The organism is Caballeronia sp. LjRoot29 (assembly GCF_964252755.1).
In the GTDB taxonomy this organism is placed as follows: Bacteria; Pseudomonadota; Gammaproteobacteria; order Burkholderiales; family Burkholderiaceae; genus Caballeronia.
Window position 1 is genome coordinate 19,768 of the sequence record NZ_CAXUPU020000046.1, and the last position, 20,657, is coordinate 40,424.

A 20,657-nucleotide genomic window follows, 5' to 3' on the forward strand; every position below is an offset into this window, starting at 1 on the left:
GGTTACTTCACCGCCGCATACCGCGCGAGCGTGATCTTGCGCGCGGCATCGTGGTCGACGACTGGCATCGGGTAGTCAGCGCCCAGCGAAATCTTCGCGGCCTTCAACGCATCCGGTTTCGCTTTCCACGGCGCGTGGATGTCTTTATCCGACAGCGCGGCAAGTTCCGGCACGTAATGGCGAATGAACTTGCCGCGGGTATCGAATTTCTCCGACTGCGTGACCGGATTGAAAATGCGGAAATACGGCTGCGCGTCGCAACCGCTCGACGACGCCCACTGCCACCCGCCATTATTCGATGACAACTCGAAGTCGTTCAGCAGCGACTCGAAATAGTGCTCCCCGCGCCGCCAGTCAAGGCCGAGATCCTTGGTGAGAAAACTCGCCACGACCATCCGCAAGCGGTTATGCATATAACCCGACTGATTGATCTGGCGCATGGCGGCATCGACTAGCGGATAACCCGTCTGGCCTTCGCACCACGCGGCGAAATTGGCATCGGCGGCATCGCCCGTTTCCCATTGAATGCGGTCGTATTCCGGCTTGAACGCTTTGTGATCGCCCGGCACGCCAACGTACGGAAAGTGGTGCAGCACCGAGAAATAAAAGTCGCGCCAGATCAATTCGGACAGCCACGTTTCCGCGCCTCGATTGCCGTGACGCTGAGCGTCGTGAGCGGTGCGAGCCACCGCGCGAATCGAAATAGTGCCGTGCCGCAGATGCACGCTGAGATAACTCGGTCCCTTAACGGACGGAAAGTCGCGCGTCCGGTCGTAGTCCACCATGCGGTCGCGGAAGTCGTCGAAGAGCTGATATGCGCCGCTCGTTCCGGCCGGCAATGCGGGCGCGTGCGCGGCACTGAATCCAAGCGATTCCAGCGACGGAATGGCGTGCTTCACGCCAGCCGGCGGCCGTGCCAGAGCAGCGAGATTATCTTCCGATGCATATGGCTTCAACGCGTCCGGCGTCAGCGACGCGAGCCAGTTGCGCTTATAGGGCGTGAACACGGTGTACGGCTTGCCCGCGCCCGTCAGCACCTCGTCCTGATGAAAAATAACCTGGTCCTTGAACGTAAAAAACGCGACGTCCGCGCTGGCCAGTTTTTTACCGATATGCTCATCCCGCGCCTTGGCGGACGGTTCGTAATCGCGATTCGTGAACACTGCGTCAACGCCGCATTCGCGCGCCAGCGCGGGGATCTCGTGCGACGGCACGCCGTGCCGCACGATCATGCCGCCGCCCGCGTCGCGCAGGGTTTTATCGAGTTCGATCAGGCTGGCATGAATAAACGGAACGCGGCGATCGTTTTGAGGTAAGGGAGAGAGAATTTCGCTGTCGAAAACGAAGGTGCACAGCACCCGGCGACAGCGAGTTAGTGCGTGATAGAGTGCAGCATGGTCTGCCACGCGCAGGTCTCGTCGAAACCAGACCAGCCCCAGATCAAAGTCGGCCATCAAGCAGTGCCTTTGCTAAAATTTGAATTATGTCCAAGACTTCCGATCGCATCAATTTGACCAATCAGTTCCTGATCGCCATGCCTAACATGGCCGATCCCACGTTCTCCGGGACTGTAGTCTACCTTTGCGATCACAGCGAGCGCGGTGCGCTCGGCCTGGTGATCAATCGGCCGACCGACATCGACCTCCAATCGCTTTTCAATCGCATCGACCTGAAACTCGAGATCGAGCCGCTCGTGCATCTGCCCGTCTATTTCGGCGGCCCGGTGCAAACGGAACGCGGCTTTGTGCTGCACGATCCGGCCGACGGCGATGTCTACACCTCGTCCATGAGCGTTCCCGGCGGCCTTGCCATGACCACGTCGAAAGACGTGCTCGAAGCGGTCGCGAGCGGCAAGGGGCCCGCGCGGTTCCTGCTCACGCTCGGCCATGCCGGCTGGGGCGCGGGGCAATTGGAAGAAGAAATTGCCAAGAACGGCTGGCTGACCGTGGAAGCCGATCCGCGCATCGTCTTCGACGTCCCCGCCGAGGACAAGCTGCAAGCGGCGTTGTCGCTGCTCGGCGTGTCGCTTTCCATGCTGTCGGGCGAAGCGGGCCACGCATGACGGGTGACGCCCGCATTGACACCCGCACCGAAGCCACGCTGATTGCCTTCGATTACGGCGAGAAACGCATCGGCGTCGCGGTCGGCAACACGTTGACCGGGCACGCCCGGGCGCTGACAGTGTTTGAAAACCGCAGCCGCGAATATCGGTTCGAAGTAGCCGGTCAATTAATCGACGAATGGAAACCCATGACGGTGATTGTCGGATTGCCCATGTATCCCGACGGCACGCCGCACGAAATGACCCAACTCGCCACGCGTTTTGGCAATCAGCTGAACGGTCGCTTCAGTGTGCCGGTGACCTGGGTGGACGAGCGGTATTCATCGGTGGAAGCGAAGGCCGAAATGAAGCGCAACGGCGTGAAGATGAACGCAAAAGGCCGTTACGACGATATCGACGCCGAAGCCGCGCGGGTCATTCTTCAACAATATCTAGACGGACTTCACGACCGATTATGAGTTCCATTGATGCCGAGGCGCTGTATCGCGAGTTGCTGGGGCAGATCCGCGCCGCGTATGGCCAATCGCTGACGCAATCGGGCGCGCCGGTGCTCGCCGGTATTTATAGCGGCGGCGTGTGGCTGGCCGAGCGGCTGGCCAAAGACCTGAACGTGGCTGAATTCGGTGTGGTGAACGTGTCGTTGCATCGCGACGATTACGCTAAAAAGGGCCTGCACAGCCAGGCCAGCCCGACGTCGCTGCCGTTTGAAGTCGACAATCGAAAAATCCTGCTGATCGACGACGTGCTCTCAACGGGCCGGACCGTGCGCGCAGCTCTCAACGAGCTTTATGATTTCGGCCGCCCGGCCGCGGTGGAACTGGCCGTGCTCGCCGATCGCGGCGGCCGCGAGTTGCCCATGGCGGCGCGTTTCGCCGGCGGTGTGGCCGATATACAGGCAAACACCAATCTCGTTCTCACGCGGCGCGATGACGGCACGCTCAGCTTCACGACCGAAACCCGTACGGATTGATTAGAACCGCGCACGGACAGAATCAAGGCAGCGCCGCCTTTCCCCTGACAAAAAACAACGTACCACCAGGATTGACATGAACACGTCCACCCAGGGTTCTGCCGACAGCAGCGAGCCGGATCGAAAACCGGCGTCTTCGCGCTACGGTTTTCTCAAAGGCAATCCGCAGCTTACGAAAAACGGCGAACTCAAGCATCTGCTCACCATTGAAGGACTTCCGCGCGCGATCGTCACGCATATTCTCGATACCGCCGAACAGTTTGTCAGCGTGACGGATCGCGAGATCAAGAAAGTGCCGCTGCTGCGTGGCAAGTCAGTCTTCAACCTGTTCTTCGAAAATTCCACGCGCACCCGGACCACGTTCGAGATCGCCGCGAAGCGACTTTCGGCGGACGTGCTGAATCTGAATATCAATGCGTCGTCCACGAGCAAGGGTGAGTCGCTGCTCGACACCATCAATAATCTCTCGGCCATGCACGCCGATATGTTCGTCGTGCGTCACGCGTCGAGTGGCGCGCCGTATCTGATTGCTGAGCATTGCGCGCCGCACGTGCACGTGATCAACGCCGGCGATGGACGTCATGCACACCCGACGCAGGGTCTGCTCGACATGTACACCATCCGGCACTACAAGAAGGATTTCAGGAGTTTGCGCGTGGCGATTGTTGGCGACATCCTGCATTCACGGGTTGCGCGCTCCGATATCCACGCGCTGACCACGCTCGGCGTGCCCGAAGTGCGCGCGATTGGTCCACGAACCTTGCTGCCGAGCAACCTGAACGAGATGGGCGTGCACGTGTATCACAACCTCGACGAAGGCCTGAAGGACGTCGATGTCATCATCATGCTGCGCTTGCAGAACGAACGCATGAGCGGTTCGTTGCTGCCTTCATCGCAAGAATATTTCAAGTCCTGGGGACTCACGCCGGAGCGCCTTGCGCTGGCCGCGCCCGACGCTATCGTGATGCATCCGGGACCGATGAATCGCGGCGTGGAAATCGATTCGCAAGTGGCCGATGGGCCGCAATCGGTGATCCTTAATCAGGTCACATTCGGGATCGCCGTGCGAATGGCGGTAATGGGCATCGTTGCCGGAAATAATGACTAACACCATGAAGATTCATATTCAGGGCGGCACGCTCATTGACCCGTCCGCGGGCACCGAAACCCGGGCCGATGTGTTTATCGCAGAGGGGAAGATCGTTGCCATTGGCGATGCGCCCGCGGATTTTCAGGCGACTCGGGTAATCGATGCAAAGGGGTTAGCCCTTGCGCCGGGTTTCGTCGATTTGAGCGCGCGGTTACGCGAGCCGGGTTTTGAGCATAAGGCCACGCTCCAGTCAGAAATGGCGGCCGCGGCCGCGGGTGGCGTCACCAGTCTCGTCTGTCCGCCCGATACCGATCCCATTCTCGATGAACCGGGTCTTGTCGAAATGCTCAGGATCCGCGCGCAGAAGTTAAATCAGGCGCACGTGTATCCGCTCGGCGCGTTGACGGTCGGGCTCAAGGGCGAAGCGATCACCGAAATGGTCGAGTTGACGGAGTCGGGCTGCATCGGCTTCTCGCAGGCCGATACGCCGATCGTCAATACACGCACGCTGCTGCGCGCGCTGCAATATGCGACCACGTACGGTTATGCCGTCTGGCTGCGTCCGCAAGACTCTTACATGGCGAGCGGCGGCGTGGCGGCGAGTGGGGCGGTGGCATCGCGGCTGGGGTTATCGGGCGTGCCGGTGTCGGCGGAAACCATCGCGTTGCATACCATTTTGGAGTTGGTGCGGGTGTCGGGGGCGCGTGTGCACTTGTCGCATTTGTCGTCGGTGGCGGGCGTTGCGCTCGTGCGCGAGGCGAAGGCCGAGGGCTTGCCCGTGACGTGCGACGTGACGATTAACCATGTGCATCTGACCGATATGGATATCGGCTATTTCAACTCGCAATTTCGCTTGGATCCGCCGTTGCGCTCGCAGCGTGACCGCGACGCGATTCGGGCGGGGCTGGCCGATGGCACCATCGATGCAATCTGCTCCGATCACACCCCGCTCGACGACGACGAAAAGCTGCTGCCTTTCGCCGAAGCCACGCCGGGTGCGACGGGGCTGGAACTGCTGCTCTCGCTGACGGTGAAATGGGCGCGTGAGGCGCGCGTGCCGCTGGCGAAGGCGCTCACGCGTATCACGAGCGCGCCGGCCGCAGTGCTCAAGCTCAACACGGGGCGTATTGCCGTAGGTGAGGCCGCCGATCTCTGTCTCTTCGATCCCGCTGCCGAATGGCTTGTCGAACCTGCGAAGCTTAAGAGCCAGGGGCATAACTCGCCGTTCCTCGGTTATGAGTTGCCCGCGCGTGTGCTCATGACGCTGGTGTCGGGGCATATCGCTTATGAGGCCAGACAATGAAGCGCGCTGACCGGTCCTGACCATGTTCGCTTTTCGCAAAGTACGGATTTTCGGGCATCTGCTTCACGGCATGTGGACCGTGGCCACGCGTTTCCCCAACGCGACGCCGCAGGTTCGCATGGAGTTGAACCGGCGCTGGTCGATTGAAATGCTCCGCCGTTGCGGGATGAAACTTGTCGTCCACAACGATCAGGCGCGGCTCGATAGCGGCGCGCTGGTGGTGGGCAATCACGTATCGTGGATCGATATCTACGTGGTGAACGCCTGGCGGCCGACGCCGTTTGTATCGAAGGCTGAAGTGCGGCAATGGCCGCTCGTCGGCTGGCTTGCGCAGCAACTCGACACCATTTTCCTTCAGCGTGAAAAACGTAGTGATGCTAAACGCATCATGCATGAGCTGTCGGAACGGCTCGTGCGCGGTGAGCTGATGTGCGTGTTTCCGGAAGGCACGACGTCGCTTGGGCGCGACTTGCTGCCGTTTCACTCCAACCTGTTCCAGGCGGCTGTGTCGGCTTGCAGGCCGGTGCAGCCGATCTGCCTGATGTACGAAGACGCGAACGGCCGGCAGGCGGAAGCGCCGGCTTATATCGATGACCTGACGCTCGCGTTCACGCTGAACGCCATGCTTCGCGATACGCCGCTGACCGCACATCTTTACGTCTGCGATGCGATCGAGCCTGGTGTCGACCGGCGTGTGCTGGCGAAGCAAGCGCAAGCGGCAGTGGAGACGGCGTTGCGGCAGATGCAGGCGGGGTTGAGGGCGCCAGCGGCTGTGGTCAGCGACGACGCGGGGACGGTTGCGGAGTTTTAAGCGGTGACGCCGCGGCAGTGAATCATCTCGGTCGATGATTGGGCCCGGACCAACTCTCCCGAATCCGCCGGACGTACAAAATCATCTCGCCGTCCACGCACGACGCAGATTTATACTTGATTGACCGGGCTACCTCCCAGGCCCGAAACCACCGCATCAAGCATGCGCTATGCGTGCACCCATCGACTTTGAGGGATTCTATGATTCTGGTAACGGGCGGCGCTGGGTTCATTGGCGCTAATTTCGTGCTCGATTGGCTGAACGCCTCTGGTGAAGCCGTGCTCAACGTAGACAAGTTGACCTACGCCGGGAATCTGGGAACGCTCAAGCCGGTGCAAAGCAACCCTAAGCATATTTTCTCGGGAGCGGACATCTGTGACCGCGCCGCGATGGATGCGCTGCTCAGTCAACATAAACCCCGCGCGATCCTGCATTTCGCGGCGGAGAGTCATGTAGACCGCTCCATTCGTGGACCCGCTGAGTTTGTACAGACCAATGTTGTAGGCACGTTCACGCTGCTCGAAGCAGCGCTTGCCTATTGGAAGACCTTAGCCGATGCGGACCAAACGGCGTTTCGTTTTTTGCACGTATCGACGGATGAAGTGTTCGGCTCGCTCGGCACCCACGACGCGCCGTTCTCCGAGACCACGCCGTACGCGCCAAACAGCCCGTATTCCGCGACTAAAGCCGCGTCTGATCATGTGGTGCGTGCTTATCGGCACACCTATGGCCTGCCGGTCGTGACGACGAATTGTTCGAACAATTACGGGCCGTACCAGTTTCCCGAGAAGCTGATTCCGTTGGTCATCGGGAATGCGTTGAGCGGCAATTCCTTGCCCGTTTATGGCGATGGTCAAAATATCCGCGACTGGCTATACATCGGCGACCATTGCGCGGCGATTCGCCAAGTGCTGGCCCATGGCCGGCCGGGTGAAACGTATAACGTAGGTGGTTGGAACGAGAAGACGAACCTTGATGTCGTGCATGCCGTGTGCGACTTGCTGGACCGGCTGAAAGCGAAGCCCTCCGGTTCATACCGCGATCAGATCACCTTTGTGACGGATCGACCGGGCCATGATCGCCGCTATGCCATCGACGCGCGCAAGCTCGAGCGAGAACTCGGCTGGAAGCCGGCGGAAACGTTTGAGACTGGCATCGAGAAAACGGTGCATTGGTATCTCAACAATCAGACGTGGGTCGACGAAGTGGCTTCGGGAGAGTATCGCAAGTGGGTCGAGGCCAACTATGCGCAACGTGCTGAATTCCATCAACCGAACAAGGACTGACGATGGCCCGCAAAGGCATCATTCTCGCTGGTGGCTCGGGTACGCGGCTCTACCCGATCACTTATGTTGTCTCGAAGCAGTTGCTGCCCGTGTACGACAAACCAATGATCTACTACCCGCTCTCCACGTTGATGATTGCGGGGATTCGCGACGTGCTGATCATATCGACACCCCAAGATGCGCCGCGTTTTGAATCGATGTTTGGTGATGGCAGCCAGTGGGGCATGAACATCCAGTACGCGGTGCAGCCATCGCCGGACGGACTGGCGCAGGCGTTCATCATCGGCAAGGCGTTCATTGGCAGCGATCCTTGCGCGCTGATCCTTGGCGACAATATTTTCTACGGCCATGATCTCGGCAAGCAACTCGAACATGCCAGTGCAAAGACCGACGGCGCGACCGTTTTTGCGTACCACGTGCAGGATCCCGAGCGTTACGGCGTGGTCGAATTCGATGCGAATTATCGTGCGTTGTCGATTGAAGAAAAGCCGGCGGCGCCGCGTTCGAACTACGCGGTGACCGGCCTTTATTTCTACGATAACAACGTCTGCGAGATCGCGGCCGATATCAATCCGTCGCCGCGCGGGGAGCTCGAAATCACCGATGTGAATTCGTTTTATCTCGCGCAGCGCAAGCTAGAAGTGGAGATCATGGGGCGAGGGTTTGCGTGGCTCGATACCGGCACGCCCGATTCGCTGATGGATGCCGCCATGTTCATCGCGACATTGCAGAAACGCCAGGGCCTGGTGGTCTCGAGTCCTGAAGAAATTGTGTATCGTCGCGGATGGATTGACGGCGAACAATTGTTAAAGCTTGCTCACCCACTCGCAAAAACTGCCTACGGGCAATATTTGCTCAACCTAGTCAAGAACCACGCCGCATGGTCATCCACGTAACTGATACGGCGCTGCCGGAAGTCGTGGTCATCGAACCAGAGGTGTTCGGCGATGCCCGCGGCTTCTTCTACGAAAGCTTCAACAGCCGCGACTTCAGCGAGCATGTTCAGGCAGGCGTTGAATTCGTGCAAGACAACCATTCCCAATCGGGCCGCGGCGTTTTGCGCGGCTTGCACTATCAGACCGAGCATGCGCAGGGCAAGCTAGTGCGCGTAATGGACGGCGAGGTGTTCGACGTTGTCGTCGATATCCGGAAAAGCTCCCCTCAGTTCGGCAAATGGAGCGGCGTGAAATTGTCGGCGGAGAATCGTCGGCAGGTATGGGTGCCGCCGGGGTTCGCGCATGGCTTTGTCGTGCTGTCGGAGTCGGCGCAGTGCCTGTATAAGACGACCGATTACTGGTATCCGGAACACGAGCGAATACTACTCTGGAATGATCCGGCGATCGGTATTGAATGGCCGATCAACTTCGAGCCAATGCTTTCCGCGAAGGATGCGGCGGGCTTGCGTCTGGCAGACGCGGAGCACTTTGCGTGAGCGCCCGCAGATGAGCATCGAACCAGAACGCAAACTGATTTTGTTGACGGGCGCCAACGGTCAAATTGGTTTCGAACTGGCGCGTACGTTGCAGAGTCTGGGACACGTCGTGGCGCTGGACCGAGAAGGTCTTGATCTTGCGGACTTCGAACAGGTTCGACGGATCGTGCGTGAATTATCGCCGGCGCTGATTGTGAACGCGGCGGCTTATACCGCTGTGGATTCCGCCGAAAGCGACGTCGTTAACGCAATGCGTCTTAACGCCGAAGCACCGGATATTCTGGCGCAGGAGGCGAAGCGTTTAGGCGCGCTGCTCGTTCACTACTCGACAGATTACGTCTTCGATGGCACGAAAGACGGCGCGTACGAAGAAGACGATGCCGCGAATCCGTTGAACGTTTACGGCACGAGCAAGTTGGCCGGCGAGCACGCGATTGCCGCGTCAGGTTGCGCGCATCTGATCCTACGGACGAGCTGGGTGTATGGCGCGCGGGGCAATAACTTCTTACAGATGATGCTGCAGCTTGGCGCGCAACGGGAGGAGTTGAGCGTGGTGGCAGATCAGATAGGCGCACCGACATGGTCCCGGACCATCGCTACGATAACGGCTAAGGTGTTGTCCCAGCTTGTTGTCCAGGACCGCGACGAGTGGTTGCGATACTCGGGCGTTTACCACCTGACGGCTTCCGGTGCGATCTCGTGGTGCGGCTTCGCTCATGCCATTTTCGACATGTCGACGCTGAAGCAGAAACCCGTGGTCAAGGCGATCCCTGCGGCAGCTTATTCGCCGTATCCCGCGGCGGCTCGCCCACGCAATTCGCGCTTGTCTAACCAGAAGCTGTTCGCAACTTTTGGACTAACGTCGCCCGACTGGCGTGAGGCGTTGGAACACTGCATGGTGGATCTGCTGGTAAATCCGTAAATTGCCAAGCAGAGCATTCGGTCGATTATTCAGTCGATTACCGCGCGGCAGTCCGAACATTCCACTTGCGTCACCGTACGTTCGGCAGGGTTGTTGACCAATTGCATTGCCGTCAGCTTTTGTCCCCATACGCAGCCTGAATCGAGGCCGATGACGTTATCGCGAATGACGAGACCCAACGCAGCCCAATGGCCGAACACGACGGTCACGTCCGCGGTCCCGCGCGAAGGCACGTCGAACCAGGGCATGAAGCCCGGAGGGGCGGAGTCCACACTGCCGCTGGAGGAGAAATCCATGTCGCCTTCAGCTGAACAGAAGCGCAGGCGCGTTAGCGCATTGCACACCACGCGCAGACGGTCGCTGCCTTTGAGCTTGGGTTTCCATCGCACCGGCTCGTTGCCGTAGAGACTCGCGAGCGTTTCTTTCCAGTTAGCCGCGTGGAGAGCGCGCTGGAATTCATCGGCGAGTTCGAGAGTTAGTGCCACGTCCCATTGCGGCAGGACGCCCGCATGAACCATCAGCATGCCATGATCGAAATGCGCAATTGGACGATGCCGGACCCAGTCGAGGAGATCGGCGGCGTCGGGCGCGGCCAGGATTTCGTCGATGGTGTCGCCCTTCTTCGACTTCCGAATACCCGCGGATACAGACAGCAGGTGCAAGTCATGATTGCCAAGGACGGCGACGGCACGGTCGCCGAGGGCGATCAGGTCACGCAGTGTAGCGAGTGATTGGGGGCCGCGATTGATGATGTCGCCGGCGAACCACAGCGGCGTGGCGTCGCTCGGCGCGGCTTTCGCCAGAAGACGCTGGAATGCTTCGCGGCAACCCTGGATATCGCCGAAAGCAAGAGGAGCGGGGCGTTGCGGGAATAAAGATGCCATGTAGGAACAGTGCGAAGGATGAATCTATTGCCGGCACGGGCGCGGCGCGTGAACGAAGCTCGTTGCCGGGCAGCCCTATGGAGAGTCTTGCTTGGCCGAAGCCGTTCTGCAGATGCCGGGTAGTGTGACGGGCTTGCGTAGGCTCGTGCTCTTGCTGCGCAAGCAGGTATGTTCGACATAGGATCATAACCGAGGCGGCTGATGGCTTGCTCGGGCGTTGAACGTTATCTACCAACTATTTGAGTTGCGGGCTTATTAGGCGCGTCGGCTGGGCCATTTGAGGTTAATCGGCCCCCACACTCCCTTCTTGAAGGTCTTGCGCGCATTTTTAATGATTTTTTGCTCGTTTTTCACTGTTTACAATCGCGACGATGCGGAGCCATGTCGAAACCGCTCATTGGCGAATTCTCAAATCGGATTTGACAATCTTCTTATTAATCTTGCAACACGTTGTTATAGCCGATTCAGGTGATCAATCCGTTCGGTTGCTGCAATTTTTTCCGGGCTTAGCTTTTCCAAGTCCGCGCGTCGGATTTGCCACCTCATTACGCGCTGGCGGCCGTTGTGCGCGCCGTAGAAGCCGAAGTCCTACGCCGACGATGCGTTTTGCGCGTCGGATATAATCGCAGCATTTTTAGGCCATTCTCCACCAACGCGCCGGGTTCGCGTGATGGTGGGTTTTTCCAAGGGAGATGGAATGACGAGCGCAGTTGTAACTGGCATCACCGGGCAGGACGGGGCATATCTGACAAAGTTGCTGCTGGAAAAGGGCTATGACGTCCACGGCACATACCGGCGCACGAGTTCGGTCAGCTTTTGGCGGATGGAGGAACTGGGTGTCCTGAATCATCCCAAACTGCATCTCGTTGAACACGACCTGACCGATCTGGGCGCGTCAATCCGCCTGCTCGAAAAAGCGCAACCGCGCGAACTTTATAACCTGGCGGCGCAAAGCTTTGTGGGCGTGTCGTTCGACCAGCCAGGGACAACCGCCGAGATCACCGGCGTTGGGGCGCTGAATCAGTTGGAAGCCATCCGCATTGTCGATAAATCGATTCGCTTCTATCAAGCGTCGACGTCGGAAATGTTCGGTAAAGTGCAGGCCATTCCGCAGAAGGAAGATACGCCGTTCTATCCGCGCAGCCCCTATGGCGTCGCCAAGCTGTACGCGCACTGGATCACGATCAACTATCGTGAGTCCTACGACATTTTCGGTTCGAGCGGCATCTTGTTCAACCACGAATCGCCGTTGCGCGGCCGTGAGTTCGTCACGCGCAAGATCACGGATTCGGTCGCCAAGCTTTCGTTGGGCAAGCTCGATGTGATCGAACTAGGCAATCTGGACGCCAAACGTGACTGGGGTTTTGCAAAGGAATACGTTGAAGGCATGTATCGCATGCTGCAGGCCGACGAACCCGATACGTTCGTGCTCGCCACCAACCGTACGGAAACCGTGCGTGATTTCGTGACCATGGCGCTCAAGGGCGTAGGTATTGAAGGCCAATGGCGCGGCGAAGGCGAAAAAGAAGAATGCGTCGATCCGTCCAACGGGAAGGTGATCGTGCGAATCAATCCGAAGTTCCATCGTCCGGCCGAAGTCGAATTGCTGATCGGTGACGCGACGAAGGCAAAGGAAAAGTTGGGCTGGGAACCGAAGACCACGCTTGAGCAGCTGTGCAAGATGATGGTTGAGGAAGATCTGCGCAGGAACAAGGCAGGCTTCTCGTTCTGATCGCCGGACAGGCTGGCTCAGTTTATCGACGTCGGCCCTGTTGATGACAATGTCGCGCTGGATTGTTTGCGTTGTATTTGCAAGACAGCGCGGCTTTTGCGGATAGTCTGCTGGGCTTGCGCGGGGAGCAGGTACGTCGCGTGCAATCAAATGTCCCCCAGTAGATTAGAGGACGACAGCATCCTCCGGCGTCGGGCACTATCCCTGTCTTTGGCTGTGCATAGAATAAGCTTCAGTCTGGTCGCCGAAAACCTCAACGTACAGATCAAAGCACAGCGGAATTTATGGTAACGGACGATTTTTATCGTGCATTCGAAGACCGGTTTCGGGGCAATCGCGACCTGATCAAGGCGCGGCAGAGCGTCTATCTGCCCATCGTCGATGCGCTGCTTCAGCGCGTCCCAAAGAAGATAGTCGATATCGGCTGCGGCCGTGCGGAATGGCTTGAGTTGTTGGCCGGGCGCGGGTTGTCGGCAGTCGGGCTCGATCTCAACGACGAATTCGTGGCGAGGGCTCGGCAAGCCGGACTGTCAGTCATCAAGGGCGAGGCGACCGACTACCTTGGTCAGCAGCCCGATCAGTCTTGCGCATTGGTCAGCGCATTTCACGTGGTCGAGCACCTCGGCTTCGAGACGTTGCTCACGTTCATGAAGCAAGCGCATCGCGTTCTGGACGACGGCGGCGCAATGCTGCTGGAAACGCCCAATCCTGCGAACCTGGTAGTGGGCGCATGCAATTTCTATCTGGACCCGACTCACGAGCGTCCGATCCCATCTATTTTGCTGAGCTTTGCCGCAGAATTTTCCGGCTTCGAGCGCGTGGTCGTGGTGCCGGTGAATCGTGATTTTCTGCAGAACAACCTTGAGTTGTTGCCGGCTGAGTTGTCGGGTGCGAGCGTCGTCAACAAAGTGGTGTCGGCGCTGGATCAGAATTTCATGCAGGCGCCCGATTACGCCATCATCGCATTCAAGAAAGCAGACAATGAGTCGATTCCAATTGCTGAGTCTCTGGTTGCGGCATCGGCGTTGCCCATCTCGCAAAAGGAGACCGAGGACGTGAACGAACTGTTTGCAGGGCTACTCAAGGCGGAAAGGGAAAAAGCGGCGCTGCAGGGGAAGGCCGAGCTAGCCGAAAAATTAACGCGGGACGCACAGTGGAAACTGCAGGAGATGCAGGGCCGGCTCGAATTGGTCCAGGCGCGTTTGCTCGACGCTAAAGCACGAGCAGCCGCAGCCGAGGAAGCGGCGGCTGCGGCAAATAAACGTGTCGTCGAAATGCTCAACAGCAGTAGCTGGCGGCTGTCGTCGCCGTTGCGCTTTGTGGGACTGGCGGGACGAAGGATTGGAACGTCGCCGGGTGCTGCCAACCGTACCGTGAAGCTCGGGATGCGCCATGCGATGGCTTATGTGCAATCGCGTCCGGTGCTCAAGCAGCGAGTTGCGAACGTGCTGGCGCGGTTTCCGCGCTTGCGTGCACGGATCGTGCGCTTCACGGGGCTCCAGGCGGCGCAAGGCGTGGTTTCGGGCTCGCCGCTTCCCGCGGTCGAGACCATTGAACGGATGACGGCGCGCGGGCGTGCGATCTATCACGATCTGCTGAGCGCTAGGAATGGCCGCACACAATAAAATTTTCCGGTACTGCCATGCGTATTGTTTTGGATCTTCAGGGATGTCAGTCGGTCAGCCGGCTTCGGGGCATCGGCCGCTATAGTCTTGCGCTTGCCAAGGCCATTGTTCGCAATGCGGGCGAGCATGAAGTATGGATCGTGCTGAGTGATCTTTTTCCAGATTCTATCGAGGAGATCCGCGCTTCGTTCGAGGGCTCGTTGCCCTCCGGGCGAATTGCCACGTTCTCTCTTCCGCGGCTCATGCCCTATCAGGGTATGCACGACTGGCGCACGCGTGCGGCCGAATTGATCCGCGAATACGCGATCGCAGAACTCGAACCGGATCTTGTGCATATCAGCAGCCTGTTCGAGGGTTACGTGGATACGTCCATGACCTCGGTCAAGGCGTTCGACAAAACCACCTTGGTCGCGGTCACGCTGTATGACCTCATCCCGTTTTTGAATCCCGCGAAATATCTGCCCGACGAGGAGCGCAAGCGGCACTACTACGCCAAGATCGACGCGTTGAAACGCGCAGATGTGCTGCTTGCCATTTCCGAGTACTGCGGTGAGGAAGCTCAGCGGGAGCTCGCCATACCCGATTCCAACATCACGAATATTTCGTCGGCCGTTGCGGATTCGTTTGTGCGTGCGGAGTTGAACGAGGCGGACGTCCGCAGGCTGTACAGCCGCTTTGGGATATCACGTCCGTTTTTGATGACGACGGGCATTGTGGAGCCGCGTAAAAATCTCGATGGACTGATCGTTGCGTATTCGAAGCTAGCCAGGGAGTTGCGGCAGCGGCATCAGTTATTCATCGTTTGCCAGCCGACCGAACTGGACCGGGCGCGTTTAAATGAGCTTGCGCGCAAGCACGGTATGAGCGCCGACGAACTCGTACTCGCCAACTATGTATCCGATCGCGATCTCATTGCGCTGTACAGCCGGTGTCATCTGTTCGTGTTCCCTTCGTTGCATGAGGGATTTGGTTTGCCTGCGCTCGAAGCAATGGCGTGCGGTGCCGCGGTGATCGGATCGACGGCGACCAGCGTTCCTGAGGTGATCGGGCGCGAAGACGCGCTGTTCAATCCGCTCGATCTGGATCAGATGTCGGAAATGATGGGGCGCGCGTTGACCGACGAGGCTTACTGGCAATCGTTGCGCAATTCGGCTCCGGAGCGGGTCAGCAAGTTCTCCTGGGACGCGACGGGGCGCCGGGCGGTCAGGGCGTTCGAAAATGCACACGCGCAGCGCAAGGCTGCCCAGCCGCCAACAACTGCTTCGATGATTGATTGGACGAACGCGCAAAGCAGATATCGCGGGTTGATTGGTGCGCTGGCGCGGTTAGGCAGTTCAGCCTCCGACGCGGATTTGATTGGCGGTGCGGACGCAATTGCTGCGAACCAGCGTTCCGGCCACATGCCTCAACTTTTGATCGACGTATCGGTTCTAAGCGCATTTGATGCTAAATCAGGCATTCAACGCGTGACCCGATCCATTCTTTTAAGCTTACTGAACTCACCGCCAGCAGGCTGGAAGATCAGGCCTGTCCGGCTTGATCGCGACCATATGACCTACCGGTATGCCAATACGTACTTGCGTAGTTTGAATGCCGGTGATGAGGTAACAGAAGCCGAGGATGAGTGGGTCGACACGCAGCAAGGGGACATTTTCCTTGGCCTCGATCTCATTGCAGATACGGCTCCCGCTGCAGTGGGCTGGTTTGTCGCTCAGCGTAATCGCGGCGTGAAGATTTATTTCATCGTCTATGACCTGCTGCCGGTGCTTAGACCGGAATGGTTTCACGAGGGCATCGCGTTGTGCTTTCCATCGTGGGTGGAGACCATTTCGCGCGTGTCCGATGGCCTCATCGGCATCTCGCGAGCAGTCACGGACGACGTGAACAGTTGGCTGGATCGTGCGAATCCTGATCGGCTGCGCGACTTGAAACTAGGGTATTTTCACCTTGGCGCCGATATTGAAAACAGTCAGCCGAGTGCAGGACTTCCCGACGATGCTGGCAAGGTGCTCGATGCGTTGCGCGCCAAACCGACGTTCGTCATGGTCGGTACGGTCGAGCCGCGCAAAGGACACGTACAGGCATTCGCCGCCTTCGAGCAGCTATGGGCTGAGAATGTCGATGTGAACCTGGTGATCGTGGGCAAGGTGGGCTGGGGCGTGGAGGGTCTTCCTGAGCGGTTGAATCAGCACGCGGAACAAAACGATCGCTTCTTTTGGCTACAGGGCATTAGCGACGAATATCTTGAGCGCGTTTACGGCGCGTCGTCGTGTTTGTTGGCGGCGTCATTGGGTGAAGGCTTTGGACTGCCGTTGATAGAAGCGGCGCAGAAGGGGCTACCGATCATTGCGCGAGATATTCCTGTGTTTCGTGAGGTGGCGGGGGACCACGCGTTCTATTTCGACGGTGATGCACCGCAGGCGCTTGCAAGTGCGGTGCAAGCGTGGATCGAGTCGGATGAGACGGGCCTTGCGCCTTCGTCGGTGCTGATGCCGTGGCTTACTTGGAAGCAAAGCGCTGAGCAACTTAGTGCCGTTGTCCTTGATGGCGAGTGGTATGAGGTTTGGCGAAAGCCGCATAGCGATGCGACTTAGGAAGCAGATTGGCGCATAGCGCGATTTGCGTCCGTCCTGCAAATGTGGAATTCGCTTGCAGCAATTTAAGGAAGGGATCGTTGCGAACGTTTTGCACGCAACTGTTGGCCTTCTTTTTTCACGAGCACGGTGAGGGAATGCCGCGTACGAGCTTGTCGCTTGGCTGATTCTGGATATATCCCGGATCGAAATCCTAACGCGGCAAGCCCCCATTTCGACTGTCTGGCCGAGGAGTTGTCATGTTCCAAAAGAAACAGCCGAAAGCTGTGGACGACTCACAGAAGATCTATTCGATCGAATCATTCCCGCTCTGCCCACCGCTTCCCTTGCCGCAGGGTGTGACAAGGGATGAGTTGTACGATTGGGTCAGAACTGTACGCGTTGAAGGTGCGCCCGATTCGATTTCGCAATACTTCGAACAAGACTTCGAGCGGTTCGTTCGCACACTTGCTTTGGTGGACGTTGCCACCGCAAAATCGTCAGGTCCGATGACCGGTCTTGAACTAGGCGCCAATCCGTATTTCACTACGATGCTGTTGCGTAAATTCACATCGGTTGAATGGCGTTTGGCAAATTACTTTGGTCCGCAAGCACCAACAGGCGAAGCGATGCAGCGGGTGTTTGTCGACCCGTTCAAGAGTTCCGGGCCGCGAACCCATGAGGACCTTGCTTATTCGCACTTCAATATAGAAGAAGACTCATATCCGTTTGAAGCGGGCTCATTCGATATTGTCCTCTTTTGTGAAATCATCGAGCATTTGCTGAACGACCCGTGCAAGGTGCTACGCGAAATCAAACGTGTTCTTAAGGACGATGGCACGCTTGTGCTCACCACGCCGAATGTCAACCGTCTCGAGAACGTTGCTCGAATGATAGTGGGTGCGAACATCTATGACCCCTATAGCGGTTACGGTCCGTATGGCCGTCACAACCGCGAATACAACAAGCACGAGCTTTACCTGATGCTCACGTACCTTGGCTTCACCGTCGACGAGATTTTTACTGCGGACGTGAATCCCAATCTCACTGCGAACTATCTGGATCCGGGCAAGTTTGGAGCGTTGATCGACTATCGCCAGCACGACCTCGGGCAATATATTTTTGTCCGGGCGCGTAAGTCGGGCGAGGACCGAGGGAAAAAGCCAGCGTGGTTGTATCGGTCTTATGATTCGGGGGAGTTGGAGTAGGGTAATGGCGTGTACCGCGTAACTCCGGCGACGCGACGTACCGAGCGGAACGACGCGCGCCAGCGACCGGAGTTCAGCCGCTGACTTTACGCCGGCCGGATTGTTGCGCCGAGCCATCGGACACCGATTGCGCATGAGCGAGCGGGGAAGTCATCGAGCCAATCCCCCGAGAACGGTTGGTCGTCAATGCGCAGCGTGACGCCTTCGGCATCAACTTTGAAGCGGATCTTTCCAGACAACGGCAGACCATGAACCGAAATATTGGCGCGTCTGGTCCAGGTGCGTCCGTCGTGAACCCACCGGCTCAATTCCGCCTGAGTGTCGTCCATGCGTTGAAGCAGTAGCGCATCCATGTCTGAATCGCCGCCGTTGCCGCGATATGCAACGATCGCCATATGCGATTCACCCGCCGGATAATCGAGCGAATATGAAAAGTCGAGATCCTGCTCCAGGCGATTCTGAGTGCGGTGGACAAACAGACAGAGATCGAGCGGGGCGGCCGTCTGACCGCCATTTTCGGCGGGGAGGGGAGACCCGAAGACCAGATCGAATGTCTTCCACATCGCCTTGGATTGCTGTGCGCGATTCGACGCGTTCAGGCGTTCAGCCGCCATGTCGACCCGGCAATCACGCTTCAGAAGCGAATCGAGTCCGGCAAACAGGTGGCCGTGATGTGCTTCATCTTTGACGTTGAGCAAACGGACTTCATGAACAGCGCCGTACGAACCGAGGCAAAAATAATCGAGCGCTTTCCACGTTTTCCGATCAAGCAACCATAAGCCGCTCATCGAGTGCCGCCGCGACGCGCGTTCCGTCTTCTGGCTCTCTCCGACCAGTACAAAGTCGGCCGCCACCGCCAATCCACGGGTATAGACGGGACTGCCTGAATCCCACAGGACCGTGTTGTTGTTGAGATCAATGAGCGAGCCAGCCTCGCTATGGCAGGAAATTCGCTGGCCGTCGTCAGCGACCCAAATGTTGTGCAGACCGCTGCGATCTTTCACAGGTTCGAGCGCGCTTAATTCCAGGTCCGGGAGACTGAACGTGGCAAGTGCCGAGCCTTTTCCATGCCGATGGGCGATTACGTAGAGAATGCCTGCCTTCTCGAACACCGAGTTCAAGTGGTCGCCCGGCACGTCGCCAAGCGATAGCCTGTCCCACCGCGCATCGGATATCCTCGCTTCTTGCAGCAGGGTTGGCTTGGCGGGATCGAAAATAGAGATGGAATTGCGACCGGTATTCGTACAAATGATCCGGCCGTCGGATGCAACCGCGATCTGATGCGGCTGGGAAAGAAACGGCCGTGTGGTGTATGGGCCTTCGGATACGACGCCTACTTCCGACATCGCGTACGAAGAAACGTCGGTCAGCTCACTATTTTCAAGCATCGAGTGGGAGAGGATCAGGTCCATCCCATTCTGTCGCCAGCTAATTCCGTAATACTCGGGTCTGTCCCATTCGAGAGGTGTCACCTCTTTCGATTTCAACTCAACTAATAACAATGCACGCACCGTGGCAACGACGGCATATAAGGGATCACTGCCCGGAAGCTCGTTCACTTTCATCCTCAGAATAAAAACTGGACGGGAATATTGGCGTCGTTAACCTAACGCAACGTTGCGGTAATTTCGCATTTCTCAAGAACGAGTGCAGTCAACTGGCGAACCGATTCATCGGAGGTCTGCGTGTCGGTATTCAGCAATAGCGCCGGCTTCAACGGCTCCTCATAGATAGAGGAAATACCGGTGAAATTTGCAATTTCGCCACGCTTCGCCCTCGCGTAATGGCCCTTGGGATCGCGTGTCTGGCAAACCGACAGCGGACAACGGCAATAAATTTCGAGAAAGTCGCCGTTTGGAACCATTTGCTTAATGAGTTCACGCGCGTGACGAACGGGCGACACCAGCGCAACAATGACAACTATTCCTTGATCCAGAAACATTTTCGCCGTTTCAGCGACCCGACGCACATTTTCGTTGCGGTCTTTCTCGGAAAAACCAAGATCCGTGCATAAGCCTAGTCGAATATTATCGCCGTCGAGGGTGGCGGTCTGCAGGCCGTGATCGTAAAGAGTTTGTTCGGTCGCCCGAGCAATTGTAGATTTGCCTGAACCGGGCAAACCGGTTAGCCAGACAACTGCGCCTCGATGGCCGTTCCTTGCCTCGCGCTGAGCCCGACTGACAGCGACCGGCTGGCCGACCACGTTGCTCGACGGCGCGGACAGCGAATTTTCACGGCGGAGATTGGTTTTTTCCATGGTTATTCTCATTTCGTGCGCAACACGTTTTAAGAGCCGAAGCCTGCCCGGCCTCGCGGTACATCGCTTAAACACGAATTGGCACATTCGACGCTCTCAAATCGTCGATAAAAAATTTATATTGCCGGCGCACATTTGAATTCAGAACGGGCAGCATTTCCAGGCAATAGGAGAGAATTATACCCAAGCACCACACAAGAACGCACCCCGGAGATGTCGTAACATTTTGTATCTCCCCGTTACTCGATATTACCGAAACGTGTCTTTTGCTACATGTTACGAATAATGAAGAATCGATTTTGTTACCTATCATTTCAACACGAGAGTCGTTGTTAGGGCGATATTTTTGCCGCATTCCCGCGAAATAATGGTTCTGCGTGGATCAGTAGTTAAACCTATAAGTACGGAAATTATTGCAGTGCAGCAAAGGCCTCTCCCAAGTCAGGAAATCCTTCATGACAAGAGGCTTCAACGTTCTTATTTTGTAATAATAACGCAGGCT

Annotated in this window: 17 protein-coding genes and 1 pseudogene; 14 read left to right on the forward strand and 4 right to left on the reverse strand. The window is 57.7% G+C overall.

Going from position 1 to position 20,657, the window contains the following annotated elements; all coding sequences use genetic code 11:
* Window positions 1-2: 2 nt before the first annotated feature.
* Window positions 3-1,454 (reverse strand): cryptochrome/photolyase family protein, encoded by a 1,452-nt coding sequence (locus ACSQ83_RS32170; protein ID WP_436230896.1) that lies wholly within the window; start codon window positions 1,452-1,454, stop codon window positions 3-5.
* A 29-nt stretch (window positions 1,455-1,483) separates the two neighbouring features.
* On the opposite strand from ACSQ83_RS32170, the gene ACSQ83_RS32175 reads away from it, so the two are divergent.
* The 10 genes and pseudogenes from ACSQ83_RS32175 to rfbD all read left to right on the forward strand — a co-directional run bounded on the left by ACSQ83_RS32175 (window position 1,484) and on the right by rfbD (window position 9,876).
* Window positions 1,484-2,062, forward strand: a complete 579-nt coding sequence (locus tag ACSQ83_RS32175) for a YqgE/AlgH family protein (RefSeq protein ID WP_031362713.1) — start codon at window positions 1,484-1,486, stop codon at window positions 2,060-2,062.
* A pseudogene (ruvX, locus tag ACSQ83_RS32180) lies at window positions 2,059-2,530 on the forward strand (Holliday junction resolvase RuvX). Before ACSQ83_RS32175 ends, ruvX begins: the two are co-directional and overlap by 4 nt.
* On the forward strand, window positions 2,517-3,032 hold the full coding sequence (gene pyrR, locus ACSQ83_RS32185; RefSeq protein WP_436230897.1) for a bifunctional pyr operon transcriptional regulator/uracil phosphoribosyltransferase PyrR: 516 nt from the start codon (window positions 2,517-2,519) through the stop codon (window positions 3,030-3,032). The pseudogene ruvX and the gene pyrR overlap by 14 nt, the downstream one beginning before the upstream one ends.
* 76 nt (window positions 3,033-3,108) lie before the next feature.
* A complete protein-coding gene (locus ACSQ83_RS32190; protein ID WP_436230898.1) occupies window positions 3,109-4,140 on the forward strand; it encodes an aspartate carbamoyltransferase catalytic subunit in 1,032 nt (343 codons plus the stop codon).
* A gap of 4 nt (window positions 4,141-4,144) precedes the next feature.
* Complete coding sequence (locus ACSQ83_RS32195; protein ID WP_436230899.1) at window positions 4,145-5,425, forward strand: dihydroorotase; 1,281 nt, start codon at window positions 4,145-4,147, stop codon at window positions 5,423-5,425.
* Between the two features lie 22 nt (window positions 5,426-5,447).
* Complete coding sequence (locus tag ACSQ83_RS32200) at window positions 5,448-6,236, forward strand: lysophospholipid acyltransferase family protein (RefSeq protein WP_436230900.1); 789 nt, start codon at window positions 5,448-5,450, stop codon at window positions 6,234-6,236.
* Between the two features lie 200 nt (window positions 6,237-6,436).
* On the forward strand, window positions 6,437-7,522 hold the full coding sequence (gene rfbB / locus ACSQ83_RS32205; protein ID WP_436230901.1) for a dTDP-glucose 4,6-dehydratase: 1,086 nt from the start codon (window positions 6,437-6,439) through the stop codon (window positions 7,520-7,522).
* Window positions 7,523-7,524: 2 nt separating this feature from the next.
* On the forward strand, window positions 7,525-8,418 hold the full coding sequence (gene rfbA / locus ACSQ83_RS32210; RefSeq protein WP_436230902.1) for a glucose-1-phosphate thymidylyltransferase RfbA: 894 nt from the start codon (window positions 7,525-7,527) through the stop codon (window positions 8,416-8,418).
* The gene (gene rfbC / locus ACSQ83_RS32215; protein ID WP_436230903.1) at window positions 8,403-8,954 is read left to right on the forward strand and encodes a dTDP-4-dehydrorhamnose 3,5-epimerase; all 552 of its coding nucleotides are present in this window, start codon (window positions 8,403-8,405) and stop codon (window positions 8,952-8,954) included. Before rfbA ends, rfbC begins: the two co-directional genes overlap by 16 nt.
* Before the next feature lie 10 nt (window positions 8,955-8,964).
* Window positions 8,965-9,876, forward strand: a complete 912-nt coding sequence (gene rfbD, locus ACSQ83_RS32220; protein ID WP_436230904.1) for a dTDP-4-dehydrorhamnose reductase — start codon at window positions 8,965-8,967, stop codon at window positions 9,874-9,876.
* 29 nt (window positions 9,877-9,905) lie between these two features.
* Here the strand turns inward: rfbD and ACSQ83_RS32225 are convergent, their stop codons facing one another.
* Window positions 9,906-10,760: a symmetrical bis(5'-nucleosyl)-tetraphosphatase gene (locus ACSQ83_RS32225; protein WP_436230905.1), complete on the reverse strand. Its 855-nt coding sequence runs from the start codon at window positions 10,758-10,760 to the stop codon at window positions 9,906-9,908.
* Window positions 10,761-11,457: 697 nt separating this feature from the next.
* Between ACSQ83_RS32225 and gmd the strand changes: the two genes are divergently transcribed.
* The 4 genes from gmd to ACSQ83_RS32245 all read left to right on the forward strand — a co-directional run bounded on the left by gmd (window position 11,458) and on the right by ACSQ83_RS32245 (window position 17,898).
* Window positions 11,458-12,492 (forward strand): GDP-mannose 4,6-dehydratase, encoded by a 1,035-nt coding sequence (gene gmd / locus ACSQ83_RS32230; RefSeq protein WP_436230906.1) that lies wholly within the window; start codon window positions 11,458-11,460, stop codon window positions 12,490-12,492.
* A gap of 284 nt (window positions 12,493-12,776) precedes the next feature.
* A complete protein-coding gene (locus tag ACSQ83_RS32235) occupies window positions 12,777-14,117 on the forward strand; it encodes a class I SAM-dependent methyltransferase (protein WP_436230907.1) in 1,341 nt (446 codons plus the stop codon).
* A 17-nt stretch (window positions 14,118-14,134) separates the two neighbouring features.
* Window positions 14,135-16,711, forward strand: coding sequence for a glycosyltransferase family 4 protein (locus ACSQ83_RS32240; protein WP_436230908.1), 2,577 nt, complete (start codon window positions 14,135-14,137; stop codon window positions 16,709-16,711).
* Window positions 16,712-16,950: 239 nt separating this feature from the next.
* Window positions 16,951-17,898, forward strand: a complete 948-nt coding sequence (locus ACSQ83_RS32245; RefSeq protein WP_436230909.1) for a class I SAM-dependent methyltransferase — start codon at window positions 16,951-16,953, stop codon at window positions 17,896-17,898.
* Window positions 17,899-17,984: 86 nt separating this feature from the next.
* Here ACSQ83_RS32245 and ACSQ83_RS32250 read toward each other — a convergent pair whose 3' ends face one another.
* Complete coding sequence (locus ACSQ83_RS32250; protein ID WP_436230910.1) at window positions 17,985-19,457, reverse strand: hypothetical protein; 1,473 nt, start codon at window positions 19,455-19,457, stop codon at window positions 17,985-17,987.
* A gap of 47 nt (window positions 19,458-19,504) precedes the next feature.
* Window positions 19,505-20,155, reverse strand: a complete 651-nt coding sequence (cysC, locus tag ACSQ83_RS32255; RefSeq protein ID WP_436230911.1) for an adenylyl-sulfate kinase — start codon at window positions 20,153-20,155, stop codon at window positions 19,505-19,507.
* Between the last annotated feature and the right edge of the window lie 502 nt (window positions 20,156-20,657).

Excerpts from the sequence above, each read along its gene's own strand:
- ACSQ83_RS32170 (WP_436230896.1), bottom strand. The coding sequence starts at position 1,454 with ATGGCCGACTTTGATCTGGGGCTGGTCTGGTTTCGACGAGACCTGCGC.
- ACSQ83_RS32175 (WP_031362713.1), top strand. The coding sequence starts at position 1,484 with ATGTCCAAGACTTCCGATCGCATCAATTTGACCAATCAGTTCCTGATC.
- pyrR (WP_436230897.1), top strand. The coding sequence starts at position 2,517 with ATGAGTTCCATTGATGCCGAGGCGCTGTATCGCGAGTTGCTGGGGCAG.
- ACSQ83_RS32190 (WP_436230898.1), top strand. The coding sequence starts at position 3,109 with ATGAACACGTCCACCCAGGGTTCTGCCGACAGCAGCGAGCCGGATCGA.
- ACSQ83_RS32195 (WP_436230899.1), top strand. The coding sequence starts at position 4,145 with ATGAAGATTCATATTCAGGGCGGCACGCTCATTGACCCGTCCGCGGGC.
- ACSQ83_RS32200 (WP_436230900.1), top strand. The coding sequence starts at position 5,448 with ATGTTCGCTTTTCGCAAAGTACGGATTTTCGGGCATCTGCTTCACGGC.
- rfbB (WP_436230901.1), top strand. The coding sequence starts at position 6,437 with ATGATTCTGGTAACGGGCGGCGCTGGGTTCATTGGCGCTAATTTCGTG.
- rfbA (WP_436230902.1), top strand. The coding sequence starts at position 7,525 with ATGGCCCGCAAAGGCATCATTCTCGCTGGTGGCTCGGGTACGCGGCTC.
- rfbC (WP_436230903.1), top strand. The coding sequence starts at position 8,403 with ATGGTCATCCACGTAACTGATACGGCGCTGCCGGAAGTCGTGGTCATC.
- rfbD (WP_436230904.1), top strand. The coding sequence starts at position 8,965 with ATGAGCATCGAACCAGAACGCAAACTGATTTTGTTGACGGGCGCCAAC.
- ACSQ83_RS32225 (WP_436230905.1), bottom strand. The coding sequence starts at position 10,760 with ATGGCATCTTTATTCCCGCAACGCCCCGCTCCTCTTGCTTTCGGCGAT.
- gmd (WP_436230906.1), top strand. The coding sequence starts at position 11,458 with ATGACGAGCGCAGTTGTAACTGGCATCACCGGGCAGGACGGGGCATAT.
- ACSQ83_RS32235 (WP_436230907.1), top strand. The coding sequence starts at position 12,777 with ATGGTAACGGACGATTTTTATCGTGCATTCGAAGACCGGTTTCGGGGC.
- ACSQ83_RS32240 (WP_436230908.1), top strand. The coding sequence starts at position 14,135 with ATGCGTATTGTTTTGGATCTTCAGGGATGTCAGTCGGTCAGCCGGCTT.
- ACSQ83_RS32245 (WP_436230909.1), top strand. The coding sequence starts at position 16,951 with ATGTTCCAAAAGAAACAGCCGAAAGCTGTGGACGACTCACAGAAGATC.
- cysC (WP_436230911.1), bottom strand. The coding sequence starts at position 20,155 with ATGGAAAAAACCAATCTCCGCCGTGAAAATTCGCTGTCCGCGCCGTCG.